General features: G+C 69.6%; 15 protein-coding genes. 6 read left to right on the forward strand and 9 right to left on the reverse strand.

Annotated elements, in window-relative coordinates; genetic code table 11:
- The first annotated feature begins 167 nt into the window (after positions 1-167).
- Positions 168-2,621: an endopeptidase La gene (gene lon / locus ACSRUE_RS23325; RefSeq protein WP_437766402.1), complete on the forward strand. Its 2,454-nt coding sequence runs from the start codon at positions 168-170 to the stop codon at positions 2,619-2,621.
- 285 nt (positions 2,622-2,906) lie between these two features.
- Positions 2,907-4,067 carry an FHA domain-containing protein gene (locus ACSRUE_RS23330; protein WP_441292926.1) on the forward strand — a complete coding sequence of 387 codons (1,161 nt, stop codon included), beginning with the start codon at positions 2,907-2,909 and terminating at the stop codon, positions 4,065-4,067.
- A 245-nt stretch (positions 4,068-4,312) separates the two neighbouring features.
- Here ACSRUE_RS23330 and ACSRUE_RS23335 read toward each other — a convergent pair whose 3' ends face one another.
- Both ACSRUE_RS23335 and ACSRUE_RS23340 read right to left on the reverse strand, forming a co-directional pair.
- Positions 4,313-5,362 (reverse strand): hypothetical protein, encoded by a 1,050-nt coding sequence (locus tag ACSRUE_RS23335; RefSeq protein ID WP_441292927.1) that lies wholly within the window; start codon positions 5,360-5,362, stop codon positions 4,313-4,315.
- A 104-nt stretch (positions 5,363-5,466) separates the two neighbouring features.
- Positions 5,467-6,177 (reverse strand): hypothetical protein, encoded by a 711-nt coding sequence (locus ACSRUE_RS23340; protein ID WP_441292928.1) that lies wholly within the window; start codon positions 6,175-6,177, stop codon positions 5,467-5,469.
- 147 nt (positions 6,178-6,324) lie between these two features.
- Between ACSRUE_RS23340 and ACSRUE_RS23345 the strand changes: the two genes are divergently transcribed.
- A complete protein-coding gene (locus ACSRUE_RS23345) occupies positions 6,325-7,035 on the forward strand; it encodes a hypothetical protein (RefSeq protein ID WP_441292929.1) in 711 nt (236 codons plus the stop codon).
- A 72-nt stretch (positions 7,036-7,107) separates the two neighbouring features.
- Here ACSRUE_RS23345 and tssG read toward each other — a convergent pair whose 3' ends face one another.
- The 5 genes from tssG to ACSRUE_RS23370 all read right to left on the reverse strand — a co-directional run bounded on the left by tssG (position 7,108) and on the right by ACSRUE_RS23370 (position 11,776).
- On the reverse strand, positions 7,108-8,241 hold the full coding sequence (gene tssG, locus ACSRUE_RS23350) for a type VI secretion system baseplate subunit TssG (RefSeq protein ID WP_441292930.1): 1,134 nt from the start codon (positions 8,239-8,241) through the stop codon (positions 7,108-7,110).
- Positions 8,205-9,974, reverse strand: a complete 1,770-nt coding sequence (tssF, locus tag ACSRUE_RS23355; RefSeq protein WP_441292931.1) for a type VI secretion system baseplate subunit TssF — start codon at positions 9,972-9,974, stop codon at positions 8,205-8,207. Before tssF ends, tssG begins: the two co-directional genes overlap by 37 nt.
- 73 nt (positions 9,975-10,047) lie before the next feature.
- Positions 10,048-10,467, reverse strand: coding sequence for a type VI secretion system baseplate subunit TssE (gene tssE / locus ACSRUE_RS23360; protein WP_012237628.1), 420 nt, complete (start codon positions 10,465-10,467; stop codon positions 10,048-10,050).
- Positions 10,468-10,513: 46 nt separating this feature from the next.
- Complete coding sequence (gene tssD, locus ACSRUE_RS23365; protein ID WP_437766409.1) at positions 10,514-10,999, reverse strand: type VI secretion system tube protein TssD; 486 nt, start codon at positions 10,997-10,999, stop codon at positions 10,514-10,516.
- Positions 11,000-11,263: 264 nt separating this feature from the next.
- Positions 11,264-11,776 carry an Hcp family type VI secretion system effector gene (locus ACSRUE_RS23370; protein ID WP_441292932.1) on the reverse strand — a complete coding sequence of 171 codons (513 nt, stop codon included), beginning with the start codon at positions 11,774-11,776 and terminating at the stop codon, positions 11,264-11,266.
- A gap of 551 nt (positions 11,777-12,327) precedes the next feature.
- On the opposite strand from ACSRUE_RS23370, the gene ACSRUE_RS23375 reads away from it, so the two are divergent.
- Positions 12,328-13,245: a hypothetical protein gene (locus tag ACSRUE_RS23375; RefSeq protein WP_441292933.1), complete on the forward strand. Its 918-nt coding sequence runs from the start codon at positions 12,328-12,330 to the stop codon at positions 13,243-13,245.
- Positions 13,246-13,543: 298 nt separating this feature from the next.
- On the opposite strand, the gene ACSRUE_RS23380 is transcribed toward ACSRUE_RS23375, so the two are convergent.
- Both ACSRUE_RS23380 and ACSRUE_RS23385 read right to left on the reverse strand, forming a co-directional pair.
- The gene (locus tag ACSRUE_RS23380; RefSeq protein WP_437766411.1) at positions 13,544-14,236 is read right to left on the reverse strand and encodes a hypothetical protein; all 693 of its coding nucleotides are present in this window, start codon (positions 14,234-14,236) and stop codon (positions 13,544-13,546) included.
- Between the two features lie 90 nt (positions 14,237-14,326).
- Entirely contained in the window at positions 14,327-15,619 is a 1,293-nt protein-coding gene (locus ACSRUE_RS23385) for a type VI secretion system-associated FHA domain protein (protein ID WP_437541428.1), read from the reverse strand.
- 225 nt (positions 15,620-15,844) lie between these two features.
- Between ACSRUE_RS23385 and ACSRUE_RS23390 the strand changes: the two genes are divergently transcribed.
- Positions 15,845-17,731 (forward strand): transglycosylase SLT domain-containing protein, encoded by a 1,887-nt coding sequence (locus ACSRUE_RS23390; protein WP_441292934.1) that lies wholly within the window; start codon positions 15,845-15,847, stop codon positions 17,729-17,731.
- Between the two features lie 36 nt (positions 17,732-17,767).
- A complete protein-coding gene (gene tssH, locus ACSRUE_RS23395) occupies positions 17,768-20,470 on the forward strand; it encodes a type VI secretion system ATPase TssH (protein ID WP_441292935.1) in 2,703 nt (900 codons plus the stop codon).
- The last annotated feature ends 104 nt before the right edge of the window (positions 20,471-20,574 follow it).

The raw sequence follows: 20,574 nt of genomic DNA on the forward strand, positions 1-20,574 counted from the left end.
TCGCGGGCTGTCTTCCACCAAGAGCTGCCAGCAGGGCTCCGCGTTGCACCATCCGCATCCGTCTGGATGCAAGCCAAGATGACCGGGGCGCGCGGTGGCCGCGCGGCCCGGCTGCGTGTTGATGAAGGGGTTTACCTCCCCCGGTCGGGTGCCTAGAGGAGATCGCCATGTCCGAGAAAAAGAACCCGCCGATGCCGCCGCGCTCCGAGGAAGAGGTCGTCTTCGGCGACGAGCTGCCGGTTCTGCCGATCCGCAATGCGGTGCTGTTCCCGGGCGCCGTCGCGCCCTTCGATGTCGGCCGCGAGAAGTCGGTCGCGCTGGTGGAGGATGTCGACAACCTCCCCGGCCCGGTCATCGCGATCTTCGCCCAGCGCGATCCGTCGACCGACGATCCCGGGGCGGAGGACCTGTACCCGATGGGCTGCGCCGCGCGCGTGCTGAAGGCGCTGAAGCACAGCTCGGGAAACTACTCGTTGATCTTGCAGGGCCTCACGCGGATCAGGCTCGATAGCGTCACGGCCCACACGCCGTACCTGCGCGCCAAGATCCGCCGCATGGACGAGCCGGCGACGGAGGACGTCGAGGCGGAGGCGCTGGCGATGAGCCTGCGCGACATCGCGAAGCAGGTCATCCAGCTGATGCCGGAGCTCCCGCGCGAGGCGGGCTCGCTCATCGACTCCATCCAGGCGCCCGGCGCGCTCGCCGATCTCGTCGCGGCGAACCTCGACGCTCCGGTCGAGGAGAAGGCGCAGCTCATCGAGACGATCGACGTCAAGGAGCGCATCCGCAAGGTGCTGCGGCTGCTCACGCGGCAGCTCGAGATCCTGAAGATGCGCGAGCGCATCAACTCCCAGATCAAGGAGGAGATGGGCAAGAACCAGCGCGAGTACGTGCTGCGCCAGCAGCTCAAGGCCATCAAGGAGGAGCTCGGCGAGGACGACGGCGATCAGGGCGATCTCGACGGGCTCGAGGATCGCATCGCGAAGGCGAACCTGCCGACCGAGGCGGAGACCGTCGCGAAGAAGCAGCTGAAGCGGCTGCGCACGATGCAGGTCGGGTCGGCCGAGTACACCGTGGTGCGGACGTACCTCGACTGGATCCTGGACGTGCCCTGGACGCAGTCGACGCAGGACAACCTCGACATCGGCAGCGTCCGCAAGGTGCTCGACGAGGACCACTACGGCCTGGAGAAGGTCAAGAAGCGCATCCTCGAGTACCTGGCGGTCCGGAAGCTGAAGCAGGACAAGAAGGGCCCGATCCTCTGCCTGCTCGGGCCTCCCGGCGTCGGCAAGACGTCGCTCGGCCGGAGCATCGCGCGCGCCCTCGGCCGCAAGTTTCACCGGGTCTCGCTCGGCGGCGTGCACGACGAGGCGGCGATCCGCGGCCATCGGCGCACCTACGTCGGCGCGCTCCCTGGCCAGATCATCCAGGGCATGAAGAAGTCGGGGATGATCAACCCGGTCTTCATGATGGATGAGGTCGACAAGATCGGGCACGACTTCCGCGGCGATCCGTCGGCGGCGCTGCTCGAGGTGCTCGATCCGGAGCAGAACAACACGTTCGCGGATCACTACCTGGAGATCCCGTACGACCTGTCGCACGTGATGTTCGTCGCGACCGCGAACGTGGCGGATCCGATCCCGCCGCCCCTCCGCGACCGCATGGAGATCCTCGAGATCCCCGGCTACACGCGGAAGGAGAAGCTCGCGATCGCGCGGCAGCACCTGCTCCCGAAGCAGCTGTCGGAGCACGGGCTCACGACCGAGCAGCTGGAGGTCACGGACAAGGCGCTGGAGGAGATCATCGATCACTACACGCGCGAGGCCGGCGTCCGGTCGCTCGAGCGGCAGATCGCGGGTGTCATCCGCGGCGTGGCGGTGAAGGTCGCCGAGGGCGACACGCAGAAGCGGCGCGTCGACAACGAGGACGACCTGCACGAGTTCCTCGGCCCGGCGAAGTACACGAGCGAGGTCGCGGAGCGCACCGCCGAGAGCGGCGTCGCGACGGGCCTCGCGTGGACGAGCGTCGGCGGCGAGATCCTCTTCATCGAGGCGACGCGGATGTACGGCACGGGCAAGCTCCAGCTGACCGGCCAGCTCGGCGACGTGATGAAGGAGTCGGCGCAGGCGGCGCTGTCGTTCGTGCGCAGCAACGCGTCGAGGTACAGCATCGCGAAGGACTTCCTCGAGAAGAGCGATCTGCACATCCACATCCCCGCCGGCGCGATGCCCAAGGACGGGCCGAGCGCGGGCGTGACGATGTTCACGGCGCTCGTCTCGCTCCTCACCGGGATCAAGGTCCGCCACGACGTCGCGATGACGGGCGAGATCACGCTCCGCGGTCGCGTGCTCCCGATCGGCGGCCTGAAGGAGAAGGTGCTGGCGGCGCACCGCGCCGGCATCAAGCGCATCATCGTCCCCGAGCGCAACCGGGCGGATCTCGAGGAGGTCCCGAAGGAGGTCGTGGACGAGCTGCAGTTCTTCTTCGTCAGCCGGATGGAGCAGGTCCTGGAGGCCGCGCTCGAGCGGCTGCCCGAGCCCGCGCCCGCGACCGAGGAGTCGAAGGACGGCGAGAAGAAGGAGATCGAGAAGTCGGAGAAGAGCTCGATCGCCAGCAACTGACGACGGCCGTCGCCAGCGATCGCTGAGCGACCTGTCTGCGAGGCGCCGCGCGGCTCGAACGCGCGGCGCCTTTTTTCGTGTCTCTTCTCGTGAAGACGCCCCGCGCGGCGGCGACGGACGCCTCTCCTCTCGGCGAGCTTGGCGCGCTCGCGCGCCGGCGCGTGGCAGCGGCATCGCCTGCGCAGGCGCAGCGCACGCCGAGCTGCGCGGCGGGCTCGCGCGCTCTCGCCAAAGCGCGGCTTTCGCCTCGACGGGTGTCAAGCGAATCGGTAGCCTCGAGATCGCATGAGGCCGTGTCCGAACTGCGCGTGGATGCTCAAGGAGACCGACGCTGCCTGCTCGATGTGCGGTACGAGCGTGGCGGGCGCAGCGCCTGGAGCCTCCGTTCCGGTCGCGCCTCCGCCGGTGCAGGCGGGGGCTGGCGCCTATGCTCCGCCTGGCCCGCCGGGCTATCCAGGGCAGCCAGCCGTCTCGGGTTATGGCGGCGCGGCGTCGCCAGGCTACGCGGCAGGGGGCGCTCAGGGCGCCTATCCGCCTCCTCCTCAGGCGTACGGGGTGGGCGGGGGCGGGCTCTCGGTGCCGGCGTCGCCGGGCGGTAGCGTCGCCTTCTCGGCGGTGGGTGGGGAAGCTCCCTTCCCGGTCTCTCCCTGGGCCCGAGCGGCTCCCTCCGCGGGGCTCACGTCGCAGCCGGCGTCTCCTCCGATGAACGCGCCGGGCGTCCCGCCGGTCCAGCCGGCGCTCGGGGCGCCGGGCCCGGGCATGATGCCTGGCGCGTCCATGGGTGGCGCGATGGGGCAGCAGCCCGTGGCGCCGGCGCCGGTCTTCGGCGCGCCTCCGCAGATGGTCGCGCCCCCGCCGATGGTCGTGCCGGCGGGGGCGTCTGGGCTGGTCGCGCCGCCGATGGTGCAGCCGGGCGCGGTGGCGCCGCCGCCGATGGTGCAGCCGGGCGTGGTGGCGCCGCCGCCGATGATGGTGCAGGGGGGTGCGGTCGCGCCGCCGCAGATGGTGCAGGGCGGGGTGCCGGCGGTCGCTCAGGCCAGGGCGCCTGCGATCGTCGCGCCGCCGATCGTCCAGGGCGCGGTCTCGGGCGCGGTGCCGCAGGTGTCGGCGCAGCCCGCGCGTGTCCTCGTCGGCTTCATCGTGACGTTCCAGAACGATCCCGGAGGCAGCTTCTGGCCGATCTACAGCGGCCGGACGCAGGTGGGGCGCGCCGGGGCGGACCCCGCGACGGAGATCGGGCTCGCGGATGCGAGCGCCTCTTCACGGCACGCGTCGATCCACGCGGATCCGACGACGGGTCAGGTCTTCATCGAGGACGACGGCTCGCGCAACGGCACCTTCGTCAACGAGCAGCGCCTCGGACAGGGCGAGCGCCGGCAGCTGCGCGACAACGACCGGCTGCGCCTCGGGAGCACGACGTTCGTGGTGAAGGTGCTGGTCGCCTGAGCGGAGGCGGACGTCACGTGGCACCGATGACGTGATGCCGCGTCCCCTGAGTTGGCCCCAGGTACGGAGAGCTTGCCGAGCCGCTCGGCACCCTGCGAGGGGGCCTATCGGGGCGCGTGGGCGGGGCTCGTGCGAGCTGATGAGGCTGGTATCGAGGGAAGGAGTGAGCGCCAGCTTCGAATCGGGGGTGTCGTCCAGCGGGTGCGAGTCTCGCCCGGCCAAGATCACGCCCGACCAGTCGGAAGCTACTCTCCGCCAGCGCCGCCCGAGCCGCCAGCCCCTGCAGCGCTTCCGGTGGTGGTGCTCGCGCTGTTGCTGTCCGACGTCTGGCACTTGAGGAAGCCGCTGGTGTCCTGTCGACACGTCGTTCCTGTCGCGCAGTCTTGATTCCCAGCACAGGACTGGCCATCGTCACAACGCTTCTCGCAGAGCGTGCCCCCGCAGTCGATGTCGGTCTCCAGTCCGTCCTTCTGACCGTTGGAGCAGAGCGGCGCAGGCGGCGGGATGACGCAGTCGAAGTACTCGACCACAACAGGGTCTGTCTCGACCCTCTTCTCTCTCTTCTCGTTCACCTCTATCGCCCCGCTCTGCGGGTGGTAGATGCGGAGCTTGATAGAGCCCGCGAAATCGCCCGTCGTATCCGGGCCGGCATCCGGCGGGGGCTGGTTGCCCGCGTTCGCCTCGAGCACGGCTCGAGGCTGCAACCTGTCTTGTCCTTCGATCGCGCACTCCTGGATGTCGACGCGATTGAAGTGGTGAGACTTGCCGCCTGCACAACTCACGTCGAGGGTGCTCCTGCCCTCCGGAGTCGTCAGAGTGAGCGTCCTGCCGATCGTGCTATTGTTGTCGGCGCCAGCGTCCGCGCATCCCTCCGCGCCGGCGTCGATATCGGCGCCGGTGCAGGGCACCTTGACGGTCACCGAGTAGCTGAACTCCCCTGAAAACGCGACGGACCCGCACTCCTCGGCCCGAGCGGTCAGGCGCTTGAAAGCCATGCTCTTCGGGGGAAACGCCGCGATGTCGAGCGGCGGATCGAAGACGATCTGACCGCCCGATTTGAGGAAACATACGTCGAGCTTGTCGCGGCTCGCGAAATTGCCGACCGGCCCGTTCCCCTCACCCTTCATCCAGCACTGATCGTCGGTTTCAGTCTGGAATGCGTGGTAGCAGCTGCTCGAATCGTCGAGGAATGTGCAAATGTTCTCGAATTCCTCTGCGCAGCCGGGCACGGAGACGGCTGCGGTCACGGCGAGGATCGGAGCGACGGCGGCGGCGAGCAAGACGTAACGGCGCATGGGCGCAGTCTACGCGTTCTCCCCGAGCGTGGGCCAGCTTCGCAGAGGTCTGCCGACGGCGCGCCGGCGGCGTGCGCCTCCGCTCCGCGCGCCGCCAGCTCCCCTCACAGCTCGGCGTAGGGCCCGGGGACGACGTACGCGTCGTCGTTGGCCGCGTACGTGAAGACGCCCCAGCAGACGAGCTTGTACTTGATGGCGAACGCCATCGCCTCCCTCAGGTTCGCCTTCGGCGCGAGCACGGCGAGGTTCGAGCGGCGGACGCCCCACCAGCCCGGCCCGTGCTGCAGCACCGCGTCGTGGAGATCCTGCGTCGCGTGCTTGGCGTCCTCGAGCACCGCAAGGCGCAGGCGAACGAACGACTTGTCGCGCGCGGGGAAGTCGAACCAGTACAGGTTCGACCTCGCCAGCTTCGGGGTGATGCTCCCGGCGCCCTGCGCCGCGAGGAAGCGGCTGAGATCCTCGGGCGAGAGCTTCTGGGTGACCGGGTGCGTGTCGACGCCGCTGCACGTCTCGGGGCCGATCTTGAACTCACCCAGCGCGAGCGGCGCCTCGGGGCCGTTCTCGGGGGTCAAGAGGTACCGATCGATCGCGGGCAGGTCGCCCGGGTAGTCCACGCCGGCGTCGATGCCGCTGCACGCCGGGGCCCCCAGCGCAAGCGCGAAGGCTGCCGCGAGCGCGGGGCGCCGGGGCGCGCGGCGGCCAGGCGCAGGACGCTCGTGGCCCTGGCTCGTGCGGGTGGAGGGGGGGCTCGGCGCGCTCGCCGCCGGTGCTCCGGCGGGCTCGCCCTTGCGACTCGGTTTGCTTTCGTTGGACATGTCTCTCTCGCGGCACGGGGTACCGCCTCGATCGGCAGGCGCAGCGCTGCCCGGGCCGGGCAATCATTCAATGCCGGGCACCCCGAGGGCAAACTCCTCGGCGAACATTTGGCTGGCGTGCCCTCGCTGGCCTAGAGTTCCCCCCCGATGAGGCACCCCGGAATGCCGATGCTCGCGCACGTCCCCGCCTTCCGCGCCCGCCGTCCGCTCGCCGCCGGAGCAGCGGGGCGCGCAGGCGTGGCCTGCGCCGCCGTGGCTGCGATCGCGCTGCTCGCCGGCTGCGGCGGCTCGCCCACCGCCCCCAAGCAGGACGACGTCTTCTACCTCCACGGCGCCGCCGGCGCCCTGAGCAAGGACTCGAGCTTCGAGGTGTACTTCCCGCCGCTCGACGCGCCGGCGACGGACCGTGTGCCGCGCCGGATCGGCGTGGGCCTCATGAACGGCGACGTCCGCATGAGCCGCCCGATGGACTGGAACGTCGGCGGCGCCGACTACACGCCCGAGCGCCGCTTCATCACGTACCAGTCCCCGCGGCAGTTCCTGTTCTCGATCTACGAGCGCATCGACAGCCCCGAGGATCCGTGGCCCGACGTGCTCAAGCGCTACGAGGCGGACCTCGAGGAGCAGGGCGCGGAGATCCTCTCCGGCCGCGCGCCCGTGGCCACCGCGAACACGCAGGGGCGCAGCTACCTCGTCAAGGCGAAGATCCCGTCGAAGCCCGTCTCGGACGCCTTCGCCCACGAGATCCTGCTCCGGAGCCCCCGCCGCATCCTGCTCGTGCAGATCGTGCACCACGAGAACGTCGACGCGAACGCCGACGAGATCTCGGCCGCGCTGCAGAGCCTCACCGTTTACTGAGCGCAGGGCGAGCCCACGGCGCGCGCGCCGCCGCGCCTCCCGGCGGCCCGCGGCGGCGGCGCTCGGCCTGGGTCACATCGGCGGGGGCTCGCCCCGATCGTCGTCGTCCTCGTCGTCGCCGCCCGCGAGGTGCTTGTCGTCGAGGGGGATCGTGATCACGAGCCGCTCCGCCGCAGATCCGCCGATCCACGCGGTGCGCTTGAGCGTCGCGGCGCGCGGCGAGCCGAGCTGGAACCGCGGCGCCTCCTCCGTGTCCACGTGGATCTCGAGCATCACGTCGTGGATGCCCGGCGTGAACGTCTCGATGACGCCGCGGACCAGATCCTGCCGCCGACCCCCGGGCAAGAAGGAGAGGTACTCGTCGTAGCCCACCGGGCCGAGCACGACCTTGTAGCGGCCGGAGCCGTCGAACACGTAGCGCCCCAGGGTCAGGCTCTCGCCCAGCTGATGGTTCATCACGCCGAGCTTGTTCCTGAACGGCTTCTCGATCTTCGTCCAGTGGCCGATGAACTGCTCGATCTTCACGTCGATGTTGCCGAGCATCTCGGACAGCACCGTCTCCAGGTTCCTCGCCGAGCGCGACTTCGAGGCGAGGACCGACGCGTAGCGGAGGAAGAAGAAGCGATCGAGCGGCGTCTCGTAGCCGCGGAAGCCGTCGATGCCGACCGCGCAGAGCATCCGGCGCGAGAAGGGATCGGCGCCCTGCTTGCGGTACGTGACGGGCAAGCGGTACTTCGTCCACGCGCGGTAGAGCAGCGACAGGAGCCGGTGGTGGAAGACGTCGAGGAGCTCGCGGATCGGCTGCGGGCCGCCCTGGTAGTCGGCCTGCGCGATCTGCTCGATGAAGTACGCCGGCAGCGGCGACACCGAGCCGTACAGGGCGAGGAACGTGGTCGAGACGCGGGCGCGCTCCACGCCGTCGGCGGCCTTGACCGGCGCGAGCTCGCTCACGTCGCTCGAGGCGAAGATGAGCGAGGGGTCGCCGCGCAGCCGGATGCGCTCGTCCTGCACGGGCCCGAGCTGGCCCACCGGCGGCGCAGCAGGGAAGAGCCGCTCGAGCAGGTAGATGAGGCGGTAGTACGAGAAGCGTGGCGCGGTATCCGCGAAGCGCCGGAGCGTCTCCAGCGCGACGGGGTCGGCGCTCGCGGCGCCTCTCGGCGCAGCCGGCTTCAGATCAGCGTCAGGCTGCCGCTCTTCGGGTCCCATTTATGCACCACGCGTGTATTCGTGCCGGTGACCGTCAGCTGCGTGAACGAGTTCAGCGAGACGTAGGACCCGAACATCTCGTTCAGGATGCTCGCGAACAGGTACATCTCCCCCTCGCCGACGAACCCGCCCTCGTCGAGCTCGATGTCGACCGCGACGCCGCGCACCGGCGCCCCTCGGTACAGCCGATCCGTCGGCCGCACCCGGATCGCCTTGATCGCGGCCAGACGGAGCTGGTTCGCGCGCGCCGCCTGACGATCGACGATCGCCTGAAAATTGTAGAGATCGACCGTCGCCCGGAGCACCTCGAGCTCGGTGATCGAGCGGTAGCTCATCGCCATGTGGGCCAGCACGCGCCACTGCAGCTCGCGCCCGAGCGGCGGCGGGAGCGGCGCGGTGACGCCGGTGAGGTTGGTGAAGCTCGCCACCGCGGGTGAGGTCGCCGTCGGCACCCTGAGATCGCCGAGCTTCAGCTGCGCCGGCAGGCGGCGGTTCGTGCTCGTCGCCTCGATGCTGATCACGTCGAACTCGGGGAGGGCCCCCGCGTCCTGCGGGGAGCCGAACGAGAGGTACATGTCGATGCCGTCGCCGATGGCGGCCGGGCGGAGGTGCGCCTGGTAGAAGATCGTCCGCGCGGCGGCCTCGGGATCGAGCTCGTGCTGGAAGCTGAAGAACGAGGGGATCTCGACGCGCTGGCTCGTGCGCCGGGCGATGCCGACGACCTTGTCGATGCTGTGGATCTCGAAGGCCGCGGGCGCCGCGCCCGCCGGGCGGCAGAGGTACTCGTGCTTCGTGGCCTCGGGCTTGATCGGATCGCTCGTGTGCTCGAACAGGTTCACGACCGGCGAGCAAAACAGCCGGATGTTCTCCTTGCCGATCCGCGTCCCCGGCGGGAGCCCGTCCTTGAACTGCAGCAGGAGCGCGAACCGGTCGGAGATCCGCTCCGCCGAGAGCGCCTGCAGGCCGGTCACCTCGAAGAACGCGAACTTCTGCGGGAGCGTGAAGAACTCCTGCAGGAGCCGGAACCCCGGGTAGACCGTCTTCGGGTACGGGATCAGCGACTCTTCGTCGGAGAAGCCGGTGAGCCGCACGGCGCGCGCCGGGAGCGACGCGATCGTCGTGTCGCGCCCCGCGGCGTCCACCGCGGCGAGCGCGACGGTGTCGACGTGCGCCCCGACCCAGAGGCGGAGGTCGTCCTGCAGCCTGCGCTCGCCGTGGATGTAGAAGCGCAGCGAGGAGAGCGACAGGCCCGACAGCGCGGCGCCGCCGGTCAGGCGGAGCTCGATGCGGAGCGTCTGCGCGAGCTGCGCGCCCGTGTCGACGCGCACGTCCTCCACCGCGAGCGGGACGAGCTCGACGTCCTGCGTCGTGCGGAACCGGCACGAGACGCCGTCGACCGGCACCGACCCGACCTCCGCGTGCCGAGCGACGACGAGCTTCTCGCGCACCACGTTCGGGAGCGGCGTGAACTCGATGATCGAGGTCGCCGGGATCTGGCGGAGGTAGTGCGGGAAGAGCAGCGACGCGACCGAGTGGATCACCTCGGGGAGCTCGTCGTCGAGCTTCTGGCGGATCTTGCCGGTCAGGAACGCGACGCCCTCGAGCAGGCGCTCGACGTCGGGGTCCCCGCCCTTCTCCGCGAGCATGGGCGCGATCCCGGGGTAGGCGGCGGCGAACTCGCGCCCCAGGTCCCTCAGGTAGGTGAGCTCGTCCTGGTAGTATTTGTTGAACATCCTCTCGCCACCGCCAGTCGACCGCCGGGGCCGAAGGCTGTCAACCGCCGTGAGCCAGGCCGCCGGGCGGGGGCTACGTCATCCGGACGTTGCCGCTCTGGTCCACTGCAGCGCCGAGCCGGAGCGCCTGCCGCCGGCCATCGGGAAAGTGGATCTGCGCGGTGATCTCGAACTCGAGGACCATCGACTGGACCGTGTCGGTGCGCAGGTGCCGGACCTGCACGTTCTTCAGCCGCGGCTCGTAGGTCTGGATGCAGTTCTTGAGCGAGCGCTGCACCAGGCCGATCGCCTCGGGGAACTCGTGCAGGACCTCCGAGACCTCCATGAGGCCGTAGTCCGGGCAGGTCAGCGAGCTCCCCTGGCGGGTGTTCAGCATGTGCCCGAGGTGCGTCAGGATGGCCGACTCGAGGTCGTGATCCCGGTAGGTGTGCCGCTCCGTCGAGTGCGGGTCGGCCGCGTGCGCGATTCGGGTGAGGAGGGAGGCGCCGGCCACGAGGGGATCGTAGCTCAGCTCGCGCCTCGAGCGGAAGCCCGCCCGCTCAGCGCGGGGTGAGCCAGTCGTCTTCCGCGGAGATGCCCCCGTCGTTCCAGGTCCAGACGACCTTCTGGTACGTGAACGCGACCTCCTCCTGCTCGGGCAGGCGCGATTGCCCCGGGTTCCTCACATTGAGCATGTGGAACTGGATGCTCGAGATGTTCGCGTTCGTGAGCTGGACCGTGAAGACAGGCTTCTCGACGCCGATGGCGATCGACCTGTAAAACTGGAGCTCCCAGCGGGGGATGCTCTCGTTGTGGCTGAGGATGCTGAGGAGGAGCGGCGTGGACCGATCGAGGTCCTTCGTGACGATGAAGGGCTTGTGCATCCGCTTGCCCGTCGGCCGCCCCGTGACCGGGTCGCGCGGCCCCACCAGCGAGTGGAATACCTCGGTGACGAGGATGCTACCTTCTCGCCCCTTCTGGGTGACGGAGCCCCTGATTTCCCCTTGTCTTTCGCCGACGAGTCTGAGGTAGGCGCTGAGGGGCATGCCAACATTCTGAGCTTGCTTCGCGTGGTGGCCATGCCTGATTTTGAGGAACCTCTGGAGCGGGGCGCAGCTTCGTGCGCCAGGGGTTCATCCGCGTCGTTCGGCTCGCTGCGGCGTACTTTCGTACGCCTCACTCGCCTGCCCAGCGGCTGAGCCCGTAGCGCACGAAGCTGCGCCCCGCTCCGATGCCCCAACGTCAGGACGACAAACGCAACCGGGCGACCCGAAGGTCGCCCGGTGCGACGAGACCTCAGCAGCTAGGTACTACCCCTGCGGCGTCTCCCAGTCATCGTCCGCCTGACGCGCGCCGTCGCCGTCATCGAACGACCACTCGATCTTCTGGTACGTGAAGGAGACGCGCTCGTACTCCGGCCGATCCTTGGCGCCGTCCCCGCCGCGCGTGTTGTCCATGTGGAAGTCGATGCTCGCGACCGTCGCGTTCGTGAGCTTGACCGTGTAGTGGTTCTGCTCCTTGCCGACGTTCTTCGACGCCGCGGTGCCCGGCGTGTAGAACTTGAGCGTCCACTCCGAGATGCTCTCGTTGTTGACCAGGGCGTTGTAAAGAAGGGGGGTTGCCTTGTCGAGCTCCTTCGTGATCACGAAGGGCTTGTGCTGGCGCTTCCCGCTGGGCAGCCCGGTCGCCGGGTCACGCGGGCTCACGACCTGATGCTGGACAGCGATGACAGCGATGGTCTTCTCGCGACCCTTCTGGGTGACCGAGCCATCGATGGAGCCCTGGGTGATGCCCTTCAACTGGAGATGAGCTTGCAACGCCATGATCAGATGCCTCTTCCTTCAAGGTCTCGCCGCCTGGGCTCAGTCTACGCCCCATTGCGCGCTGGCAGACGGTTCGCCCCGTCGGGACTAGGAGTTTAGAGATAAGATTCTTATCGTATCTCTACCCCTGTTTGTCTCAGGGAGTCCAGAAGGTAACTCCCTCTTTGGGAGCGTCAAGACTTTTGTGTCCCGGAGCAGCGCGGGTTTCTTGGCATTCGGTTCGCTTGGGGTTCGCGTTTGGTTCCTGACGCCGCGCAATATTCCGTCACGAAGCCATCGCTTCGATAAGAGGGCGCGGGCGTGTCCATCGCGTTGCGGGCGTGTGGGGAACGTGACCACGCGCGGGGCGGCGGCGTGATCTGGCATGCGCGCGACCGCCGACCCGGAGAGAACGAGGCGGGCTGGCCGGCCAGAGCCGTTGGCCGGCCAGAGCCGTTGGCCGGCCAGAGCCGTTGGCCGGCCAGAGCCGTTGGCCGGCCAGAGCCGTTGGCCGGCCAGGGCGCTAGGTCGCGAACTCGCCTTGCCGACGCCTTGCATGATACGAAGAGCGCGTGAGCATCGTTCGCTTCGGCTCCGTCGTCGGCCTGGGGCTCGCCGCCGCCCTCACGGGCTGCGGATCGTACCCAGAGCAGCCACACGGCGAGCTCCAGACACGCAAGCAGAATCCGATCCCGGTGTGCACGACCCAGCTGCCGCCTGCGAAGCGCGGGGCAGGCGGCAAGGCGGCCGTCCGCACCCTCGACCCAGACCAGTGGCTGAGCGTCGTCATTCCCGGCTACAGCGAGGAACGAGGAATCGGGCCGACCGACGTCGATTGTACCGGCCACTACGTGTTCGCCAACGAGACCCTGCGCGGCGGCATCTCCAAGTCCGGCTGGCCGCACAAGATCGACCCCGACGAGGTCGAGATCCGCTCCGGGCCGGAGGGGCTTCGCGCCGTGTGGATGCGCGTCCTCAAGTTCGAGAACGGCGACGAGGGCGGCCTCGTCGCGCTCGTGCGAGCGGCCGGCGATCGCGCGGACGTCTACGGGGTCGGCAGCTTCCGCGCGCCCGCGAAGGGGACCAAGCTGTCCCCGGTGCGCCTCGGCAACGACAACCTCGTCGTGGCCGAGACGAAGGACTGCCCTGATCCCGACGACTGCCGACAGCGAGCGCACTTCTACCTTGCGCGAAGGGGGCGGCTGATCGAGGCGGCATCCGTCGACCTGGAGCGGACGGCGGTTGTGCCCTCCGTCACCGAGCGCGGGCTCTACGCCCGCTACGTGCTGCGCACCGACGTCTCCTACAAACCGAACGGCATTCAGCTGCTCGAGCAGGTGCGGGTGAAGATCGTGAAGCACGACGACGGCAACCGCGACAGCGACCGCGAGCTCCGCCGCGTCGAGTTCCAGCGATTCCTCCGGGTGGAGCGGGATACGCTCTTCTCGTCGAACGATCCGCTCTGGGAGCGCGTCGTCGGCCAGGACTAGAGCGGCGGTCACCCGCTTCGGATACGGGCCCACCTCGACGTTTTCGGTGCTCAGCGCACCAGAGTGCGCTTCCGCGCCGAAAACGCCGATCTGGGCCCGTCTCCTGTGCGGGTGACCGCCGCTCTGCGGCGCTTGCGGGGGGCCGTCGCTCTGCGACGCTCGTACCAGGGGCGGGCGGAAACCGCTGTAGAACGGCGGCCGAGGCCAGGGGGTCGCGGGGGGTGGGCGGCCCCCCCGCTGCTCCAGCGAGCGGAGGGAGGCCCGCCGGAGAGGGGAGGGAGGCCTGGCGGAGGGGCGGCTACCAGCAGAACAGCGCGTTGCCGTAGCCGCAGTTCGGGCGCTGGAGCATCGCGTAGGCGGTGCCGACGGCGAGGCCGCTCAGGAAGCCGGTGACGCCGCCGATCGCGATCTGACCGGCGTTCTCGTGCGGCCGTGTGTCGCCGGGGGCGACGCCGCGGGCGATGGTGGTGACGACCGAGGCGGTGAGGGGGAAGGCCACATTGCCGATGAAAGCGCCGGCGTTGAAGCGGCCAGACGAGTAGCGGAACGTGTCGACCACGAAGATGCCCGTGCCCGCGCCCGTCGCGCCCCAGGAGGCGAACGCGTGCGTCGACGGGCCGCCGAACGACTCGCAGCCCGAGTCGGACACCGCCGCCTTCGTCTCGTCGATCGAGCAGCCAGGGCGCGTCGACTCGAGCGCGCTCTTGATCGGCAGGTCCACGAGCAGCGTCAGCGCGGTCATCGTCATGGCGGGCGCCATGACCGAGAAATGCCAGCGCCCCTTCCAGCCGACCGTGGCCTCGGGATCGCTGTAATAGACACGCGGCATCAGGAAAACGACGGAGCTTCCCAGCACGAGGCTCACGTCCGAGACCGTGGCCCAGTTCTTATCGCGTTGGACCGTCGTCTGCGCGGCCGCCTCGCGCGGGGCGAGGAGGCACGCGGCGACGGCCAGACAACCTGCTGCTACGACTTTCTCCCTGATTCGCATGAACGGCGCCTCGCGTTCGGCCGCGCCTCCGGCGAAGATCGGCGAGCCCAAGGCGCGGCTCGCCGCGCGAAACCCCGCCGTGTTGGGGCGCTAGCGTTTGTTCGGATTCCCAGAGCCGGGGAAGCGGACGATGCTCCGGCCTCCCGACTCGCCGGACGACCCATAGTCCTCCGCGGCGGTCGCAGCGTACGCCCGAGAGAACTGCTCGCCAAATATTTCCCGAAAAGTCTCCTTGTCCTCCCCCGAATAGTCGCCGTGGCGGCGCTCGTAGAGCTTCCAGAGCTCCTCGTACTTGTTCGAGAACAGCCCGCCTTTCTTGCCCGCGCGCTCGAGCTTCTCCTCGAGCGTCTTCGGGGAGAGCTTGACGAGCAGCGATCTCACGCCCCCCATCACGCCGTTCAGGAGCGCGATCTGGTGGCTCATGACATCCACGAAGATCTCGTGGAGGTGCCGCGCGGCGTCCGGGCCCCCGACCGGCGTGAGCAGGACCGTGCCGAGCTCCTTCGCGTCCTGCGCGTTCGCGACCTTGTCCGTCTCCGCGGAGCGATCGCGCGCGAGCACCTCGGCCTCGAACTCCTGATAGCCGTCGCGCAAGCTCACGAAGCACTTCAGGAAGACCTCCATCGTGTCGCGGAGCCGCCGCGCGAAGTTGACGATGCCCGCGACGTCGTCCGGGGGCTTCGCGCCGGGCGCGAGGGCGCCCGCCAGCTCGGAGAGCGCTGCGAACGCCGCGTTCGCGGGGGCCAGCTCGCCGAGCGTGCGGTAGTCCACGCCGTAGTACTGAGAGATCTTCTGAAAATCCCGCTCCGCGAGCACGCTCGGGTGCTCCTCGCCGAGCCGGCGCAAGTAGCTCTGGCGCGCATCGGGCGGGAGGCGCGCGAGGTGATCCCAGATCATCCGGTAGACCGCGGCCCACGCGGTCCGGTACGCCTCCAGGTACGGGACCACCTGACGCAGGTAGGGGTCTTCACCGCCGGGAGCGGCGCGCTTCTGCGGGCTGATCAGCGCGGAGAGGTTGTCTCCGCCGGTGCCGAGCAGCGTGCCGTCGTTCGGGCTCTCGGACTTCAGCGGCGCCTCGATGATCGCGAGCCGGATCTGGATCGGGCCGATCGTGATCTCCGGCTGGCCGGTCACGTCCACCGAGGTGTCGCGCGCCAGCCGGTGCCCCGCGAACATCGTCCCGTTCGTGGAGCCGAGGTCGCGCACGAAGATCCGGCGATCGCGGACGTCCACCGCCGCATGGAACTGGGAGATGTAGGGCCGGTCGATGTGAAGGTCGTTCAGCTGATTCCTGCCGATCCGGACAGGGAAGCGCTCGAACGAAACGTCGAAGCTTTGGTTGGCCTGGGTGTCGGACACGCGGGCCGAGAGCGCCGCCGGCATGGGTGCAGACTAGCAGACCCGCTCCGCCGGACGGGAGTGCCTGACGTCCATCCGGCACCATGCGGCCCGCCAGTCTGCGTGCAGCCCACCCAGAGGCCACCCAGAGGCCACGCCGAGGCCCGAGAGGGCGCCGAGGCCGGCCCGCCCAGCGGCGCGCCAAGCCCGGCTCGCCCGGGCCGGCCGGTTTGTTGACGCGCTTGCCTACATGGTGCGACGTTGAACCACATGCCGATGAGCCTCGTCCACAAGATCCCTCCCCTGGTCTCGGCCCTGGCGTTTGGCTACGGGGTCGGGATGGCGGCGCCCCAGTCGGCGATCACGTCGGTCCAGTCGGCGGTATCGACCTACCAGCTGGGGGCAGCGCGGGTCGCGGCGCCGGTCGGGGCGCTCGCCGCGGCGGCGCCGCCGTACGCAGCGCCGGCGCGCGGGCTCGACGGCCCGGCAGCGCCGCCGGGGGGCGAGTCGCGGGAGCTGTGGCGGCTGCGCGAGGCGGCGGGGCGCGACGCGCGGGAGGGCGCCGCGTGCGAGCTCGATCGGCCGAGCTTCTCGCGGCCGCCGCGCGCGTTCTCGGCCGAAGGCAGCTACGCCGACGACGTGGACGACCTCGACGCGGCCGGCGCCGAGGCGCTCTCGAAGCTGCAGCTGCCCGACCTCCGGCTCGCCGTGTCGCGCCGCACCCTGAAGTACGTCCGCTTCTTCACGCGCACCGACCGCGGGCGGCAGATGTTCGAGACGTGGCTGAAGCGGAGCGGGCGCTACCAGGAGATGATCCAGGCCGAGCTCAGGGAACGACGGCTTCCGGAGGATCTCATCTGGGTGGCCATGATCGAGAGCGGGTTCGACCCGCGGGCGAAATCGCCGGTCGGCGCCGTGGGGCTCTGGCAGTTCATGCCCGCCACCGGCGCGGTCTACGGGCTCCAGCAGACGCGGCACCTCGACCAGCGGAAGAACCCGCGCCTCGCCACGCAGGCGGCGGCGCACCACCTGCGCGATCTCTACCTGCGCTTCGGCAGCTGGGACCTCGCGCTCGCGGCCTACAACATGGGCTACGAGCAGCTGCTCGACCGCATCGATCGCTACGGGACGTCGGACTTCAACGAGCTGGCGCGCCAGGAGGCGATCCCCTCGGAGACGGCCGCGTACGTGCCGAAGATCGGGGCGGCGGCGATCGTGGCGAACAACCTGGAGCGGTTCGGGTTCGATGAGGTCGCGGTGAGCCGGCCGATCGACGCCGCCGAGATCGCGGTGGCCCCGGGGACGCCGCTCAAGACGCTGGCGAAGGCCGCCGGCGTCGGGACCTCGACGCTGCGGAAGCTGAACCCCGACATCCTGGGGGACCGCGTGCCGCCCGGACGGGGAGACTTCCTCGTGATGCTCCCGCCGGACACGCTCGCGCGAGCGCAGGCCGCCCTGCCCGCGATGCTCTCCACGGAGCTGCTCTCCACGGACGGCGCGTCGATCCTCGATCCGGTCGATCTGCTCGGCGGACGCGACTTCGCGCCGCGGAGGGGGAGCCGGGACGACGAGAGCCTGCTCTCGCTGCTCCCGAAGCCCGCGCGGAAGCGAACGGCGGAGACGGCCGAGAAGGACACGGACGACGACCGGCCTGCGCTCGGCAAGCGGCGCGCGATGCGCGATCCCGTGGCCACGTCCTCGCTCGACGACGGCGCGGAGGGCTCGTCCGACGACGACGCGGCCGACGTCTCGCGCGCCCCGCTGCGGACGCGCGCCGCGCGCGGGCAGCCGCGGTCCGCGCGCGAGGTGATGCTCTATCGCGTCGCGCCCGGCGATACGCTGATCGGCGTGGCGCGGCAGTTCGTCATAGACGTCGAGGACGTCGCGCGCGATAACCGTATTGAGCCGGACCAAAAGCTCCGCGTCGGCGCCCTGCTCAAGCTGCGGATTCGGCCCGACATGGTGGACCGCGTCGCGGCCGGCGAGCCGCTCGCCGCGCAGGAAAAGGACGCCAGCGCCCACGACGCCGCGCCGGCGCCGCGAGGCGACGCCACCCGCGGGGGGGCCAAGCCGGCCGCGCGGGAGCGCGGAGAGGCGAGCGGGGCCGAGGGCCGCGCTCCGGAGGCCGCGGAGAAGAAGCGCAAGGGGCGAGGCTGACGAGGCGCTTTCGGACGAGGGCGCGCCTCGGTTAGCATGCCGCGCATGCAGCTCGTCGACACCAAAGCCATCGTCAAGCGACTCACCAAGAACTGCACCTCTGCCCTCGAGGCGGCGATTGGCCAGTGTGTCAACGCGCGCCACTACGAGGTCACGCTCGAGCACCTGCTCCTCGCGCTGCTCGACGACGCGAACTCCGACATCGCGTTTCTCGTATCCCACTATGATCTCGACCCGTCGCACCTCCGCGCCGCGCTCCAGCGCAGCCTGGAAGAGCTGAGGAAGGGCAACGCCGGGAGGCCCGTGCTCTCGCCGACGATGCTCGAGTGGATGCAGGACGCCTATCTCGTCGGATCCATGGAGTACGGCTACCAGCGGGTCCGGAGCGGCGTGCTCTTCCAGCGGCTCGTCCAGCAGCCGACCCGGTACTCGGTGAGCAGCATCGGCGCGTATCTCGAGGGCATCTCGAAAGACGATCTCAAGAACAACCTTCCCAAGATCGTCTCCGGCTCCAAGGAGGAGGCGGAGGCCGCCGCGGCGGCGGGCGCAGGCGCGCCCGGGGCCGGGAAGCTGCCGGCCGGGATGGCGAGCGCCGGGCCCGATTCGGCGCTGGCGAAGTTCTGCGTCGACTACACGGGGAAGGCGCGCGCGGGGCAGATCGATCCGATCTTCGGCCGCGAGCGGGAGATCCGGCAGGTCATCGATATCCTCGCGCGGCGGCGCAAGAACAACCCGATCATCGTCGGCGACGCGGGCGTCGGGAAGACGGCGCTCGTCGAGGGGCTCGCGCTGCTCATCGTCGAGAGCACGCCGGAGAACCCGAAGGTGCCGCCGCTCCTGCAGGGCGTCGACATCCTCGGGCTCGACATGGGGCTGCTCCAGGCAGGGGCCGGCGTGAAGGGCGAGTTCGAGAACCGGATGAAGCAGGTGATCGCCGAGGTGAAGGGGTCGTCGAAGCCGATCATCCTCTTCATCGACGAGGCGCACACGCTCATCGGCGCGGGCGGCCAGCAAGGCGGCGGCGACGCGGCCAACCTGCTCAAGCCGGCGCTCGCCCGCGGCGAGCTCCGGACGATCGCGGCCACGACGTGGAGCGAGTACAAGAAATACTTCGAGAAGGACGCGGCCCTGGAGCGGCGCTTCCAGCCGGTGAAGGTCGACGAGCCGAGCGAGCCGGCGGCCGTCGTCATGCTCCGGGGGCTCCGGCCGAAGTTCGAGGCGGCCCACAACGTCATCATCCAGGATGAGGCGGTGACCGCGGCCGTGCGGCTGTCGGCGCGCTACCTGACCGGCAGGCAGCTGCCGGACAAGGCGGTCGACCTGCTCGACACCTGCGCGGCCCGGGTGAAGGTCGCGCTGCAGCAGCGCCCCGCCGCGGTCGAGGACGCCGAGATCCTCATCGTGAACACCGAGACCGAGCTCACGGCGCTCGAGCGGGATCGGGACAAGGGCGTCAACATCGATCAGGAGCGGGTCGCGGAGCTCAAGGACAAGCTCGCCAAGGCGAAGGCCGAGCTCGAGTCGGTGCGCGCCGACTACGCGAAGGAGACGGCGGGCACGCAGCGGGTCATCGACGCCCGCAAGAAGATGGACGAGGCCAAGACGAGCGAGGAGCGGGACGCCGCGCGCCGCGACGTGGTGAAGGCCCTGGACGAGCTCAAGCAGAGCCAGGGCGAGGTGCCGCTGATCCGGCCGGACGTCGACGAGGCCATGGTCGCGAGCGTGGTCGCGGCGTGGACGGGCATCCCCGTCGGCAAGATGGTCCAGGACGACGTGAAGGCGCTCCTCGAGATGGAGGACCGGCTGACCCGGCGGATCAAGGGGCAGACGCACGGCATCGTGAGCATCTCGAAGGAGCTCCGCAGCGCGCGCGCGGGCCTGAAGCCGCTGAGCACGCCGCAGGGCGTGTTCCTGCTCGTGGGGCCCAGCGGCGTCGGCAAGACGGAGACCGCGCTCGGGATCGCCGACCTCATGTTCGGCGGCGAGCGGATGATGACGGTCATCAACATGTCCGAGTTCCAGGAGAAGCACACCGTCTCCCGGCTCATCGGCTCGCCCCCCGGCTACGTCGGCTACGGCGAGGGCGGCATGCTCACCGAGGCCGTGCGCCAGCGGCCCTACACGGTGGTGCTCCTCGACGAGGTCGAGAAGGCCGACCCCGACGTGATGAACCTGTTCTACCAGGTGTTCGACAAGGGCATGCTGAGCGACGGCGAGGGGCGGCTCGTCGACTTCAAGAACACGGTCATCATCCTGACGAGCAACCTCGCGACCGACAAGATCACGAACATGACGGTCGCCGCGCGGGAAGAAGACCCGTCGCGCCGCCTCGACGCGGACGGCGAGTTCATCAAGGAGATCGTCGAGTCGATCAAGCCGACGCTCTCCGCGCACTTCAAGCCGGCGCTGCTCGCGCGCATGACGACGGTGCCGTACCTGCCGATCTCGCCCGACGCGCTCGGCGAGATCACGCGGCTCAAGCTCGACGCGCTCGTCGACCGCCTGCGCAAGAGCCAGCGGATCGAGGCGTCGTACTCGGACGCGCTCGTCGAGACGATCGCGGCGCGCTGCACCGAGGTCGACACGGGGGCGCGCAACATCGACCATATCCTCCGGGCGTCGCTCCTCCCGCTGCTCTCGGTCGCCGTCCTCGAGAAGATGGCGGAGGGGCCGCTCCCGAAGCGGCTCCAGATCGGGGTCGACGCCGAAAAGAACTTCACGATCGCGTTCTCGGACTGAAACGGACTGAAACGGACTGCAACGGACCGATCGACGCCGCTCGCACACCGAAAGTTGTACTGGCCGCGAGACTCCGCATAAATTGGGCGGAGCATGGTCCCGTT

Origin of the sequence: Sorangium sp. KYC3313, assembly GCF_052075895.1 — a bacterium.
GTDB lineage: Bacteria > Myxococcota_A > Polyangia > Polyangiales > Polyangiaceae > Sorangium > Sorangium cellulosum_B.

Coding starts and splice junctions, on each gene's coding strand:
- ACSRUE_RS23385 (WP_437541428.1), bottom strand. CDS start 15,619: ATGCCGGCGGCGCTCTCGGCCCGCGTGTCCGACACCCAGGCCAACCAA.
- tssF (WP_441292931.1), bottom strand. CDS start 9,974: ATGTTCAACAAATACTACCAGGACGAGCTCACCTACCTGAGGGACCTG.
- ACSRUE_RS23370 (WP_441292932.1), bottom strand. CDS start 11,776: ATGGCGTTGCAAGCTCATCTCCAGTTGAAGGGCATCACCCAGGGCTCC.
- ACSRUE_RS23380 (WP_437766411.1), bottom strand. CDS start 14,236: ATGCGAATCAGGGAGAAAGTCGTAGCAGCAGGTTGTCTGGCCGTCGCC.
- tssH (WP_441292935.1), top strand. CDS start 17,768: ATGCCGCGCATGCAGCTCGTCGACACCAAAGCCATCGTCAAGCGACTC.
- ACSRUE_RS23345 (WP_441292929.1), top strand. CDS start 6,325: ATGAGGCACCCCGGAATGCCGATGCTCGCGCACGTCCCCGCCTTCCGC.
- tssD (WP_437766409.1), bottom strand. CDS start 10,999: ATGCCCCTCAGCGCCTACCTCAGACTCGTCGGCGAAAGACAAGGGGAA.
- ACSRUE_RS23330 (WP_441292926.1), top strand. CDS start 2,907: ATGAGGCCGTGTCCGAACTGCGCGTGGATGCTCAAGGAGACCGACGCT.
- tssG (WP_441292930.1), bottom strand. CDS start 8,241: ATGGGACCCGAAGAGCGGCAGCCTGACGCTGATCTGAAGCCGGCTGCG.
- ACSRUE_RS23335 (WP_441292927.1), bottom strand. CDS start 5,362: ATGCGCCGTTACGTCTTGCTCGCCGCCGCCGTCGCTCCGATCCTCGCC.
- ACSRUE_RS23340 (WP_441292928.1), bottom strand. CDS start 6,177: ATGTCCAACGAAAGCAAACCGAGTCGCAAGGGCGAGCCCGCCGGAGCA.
- ACSRUE_RS23390 (WP_441292934.1), top strand. CDS start 15,845: ATGCCGATGAGCCTCGTCCACAAGATCCCTCCCCTGGTCTCGGCCCTG.
- lon (WP_437766402.1), top strand. CDS start 168: ATGTCCGAGAAAAAGAACCCGCCGATGCCGCCGCGCTCCGAGGAAGAG.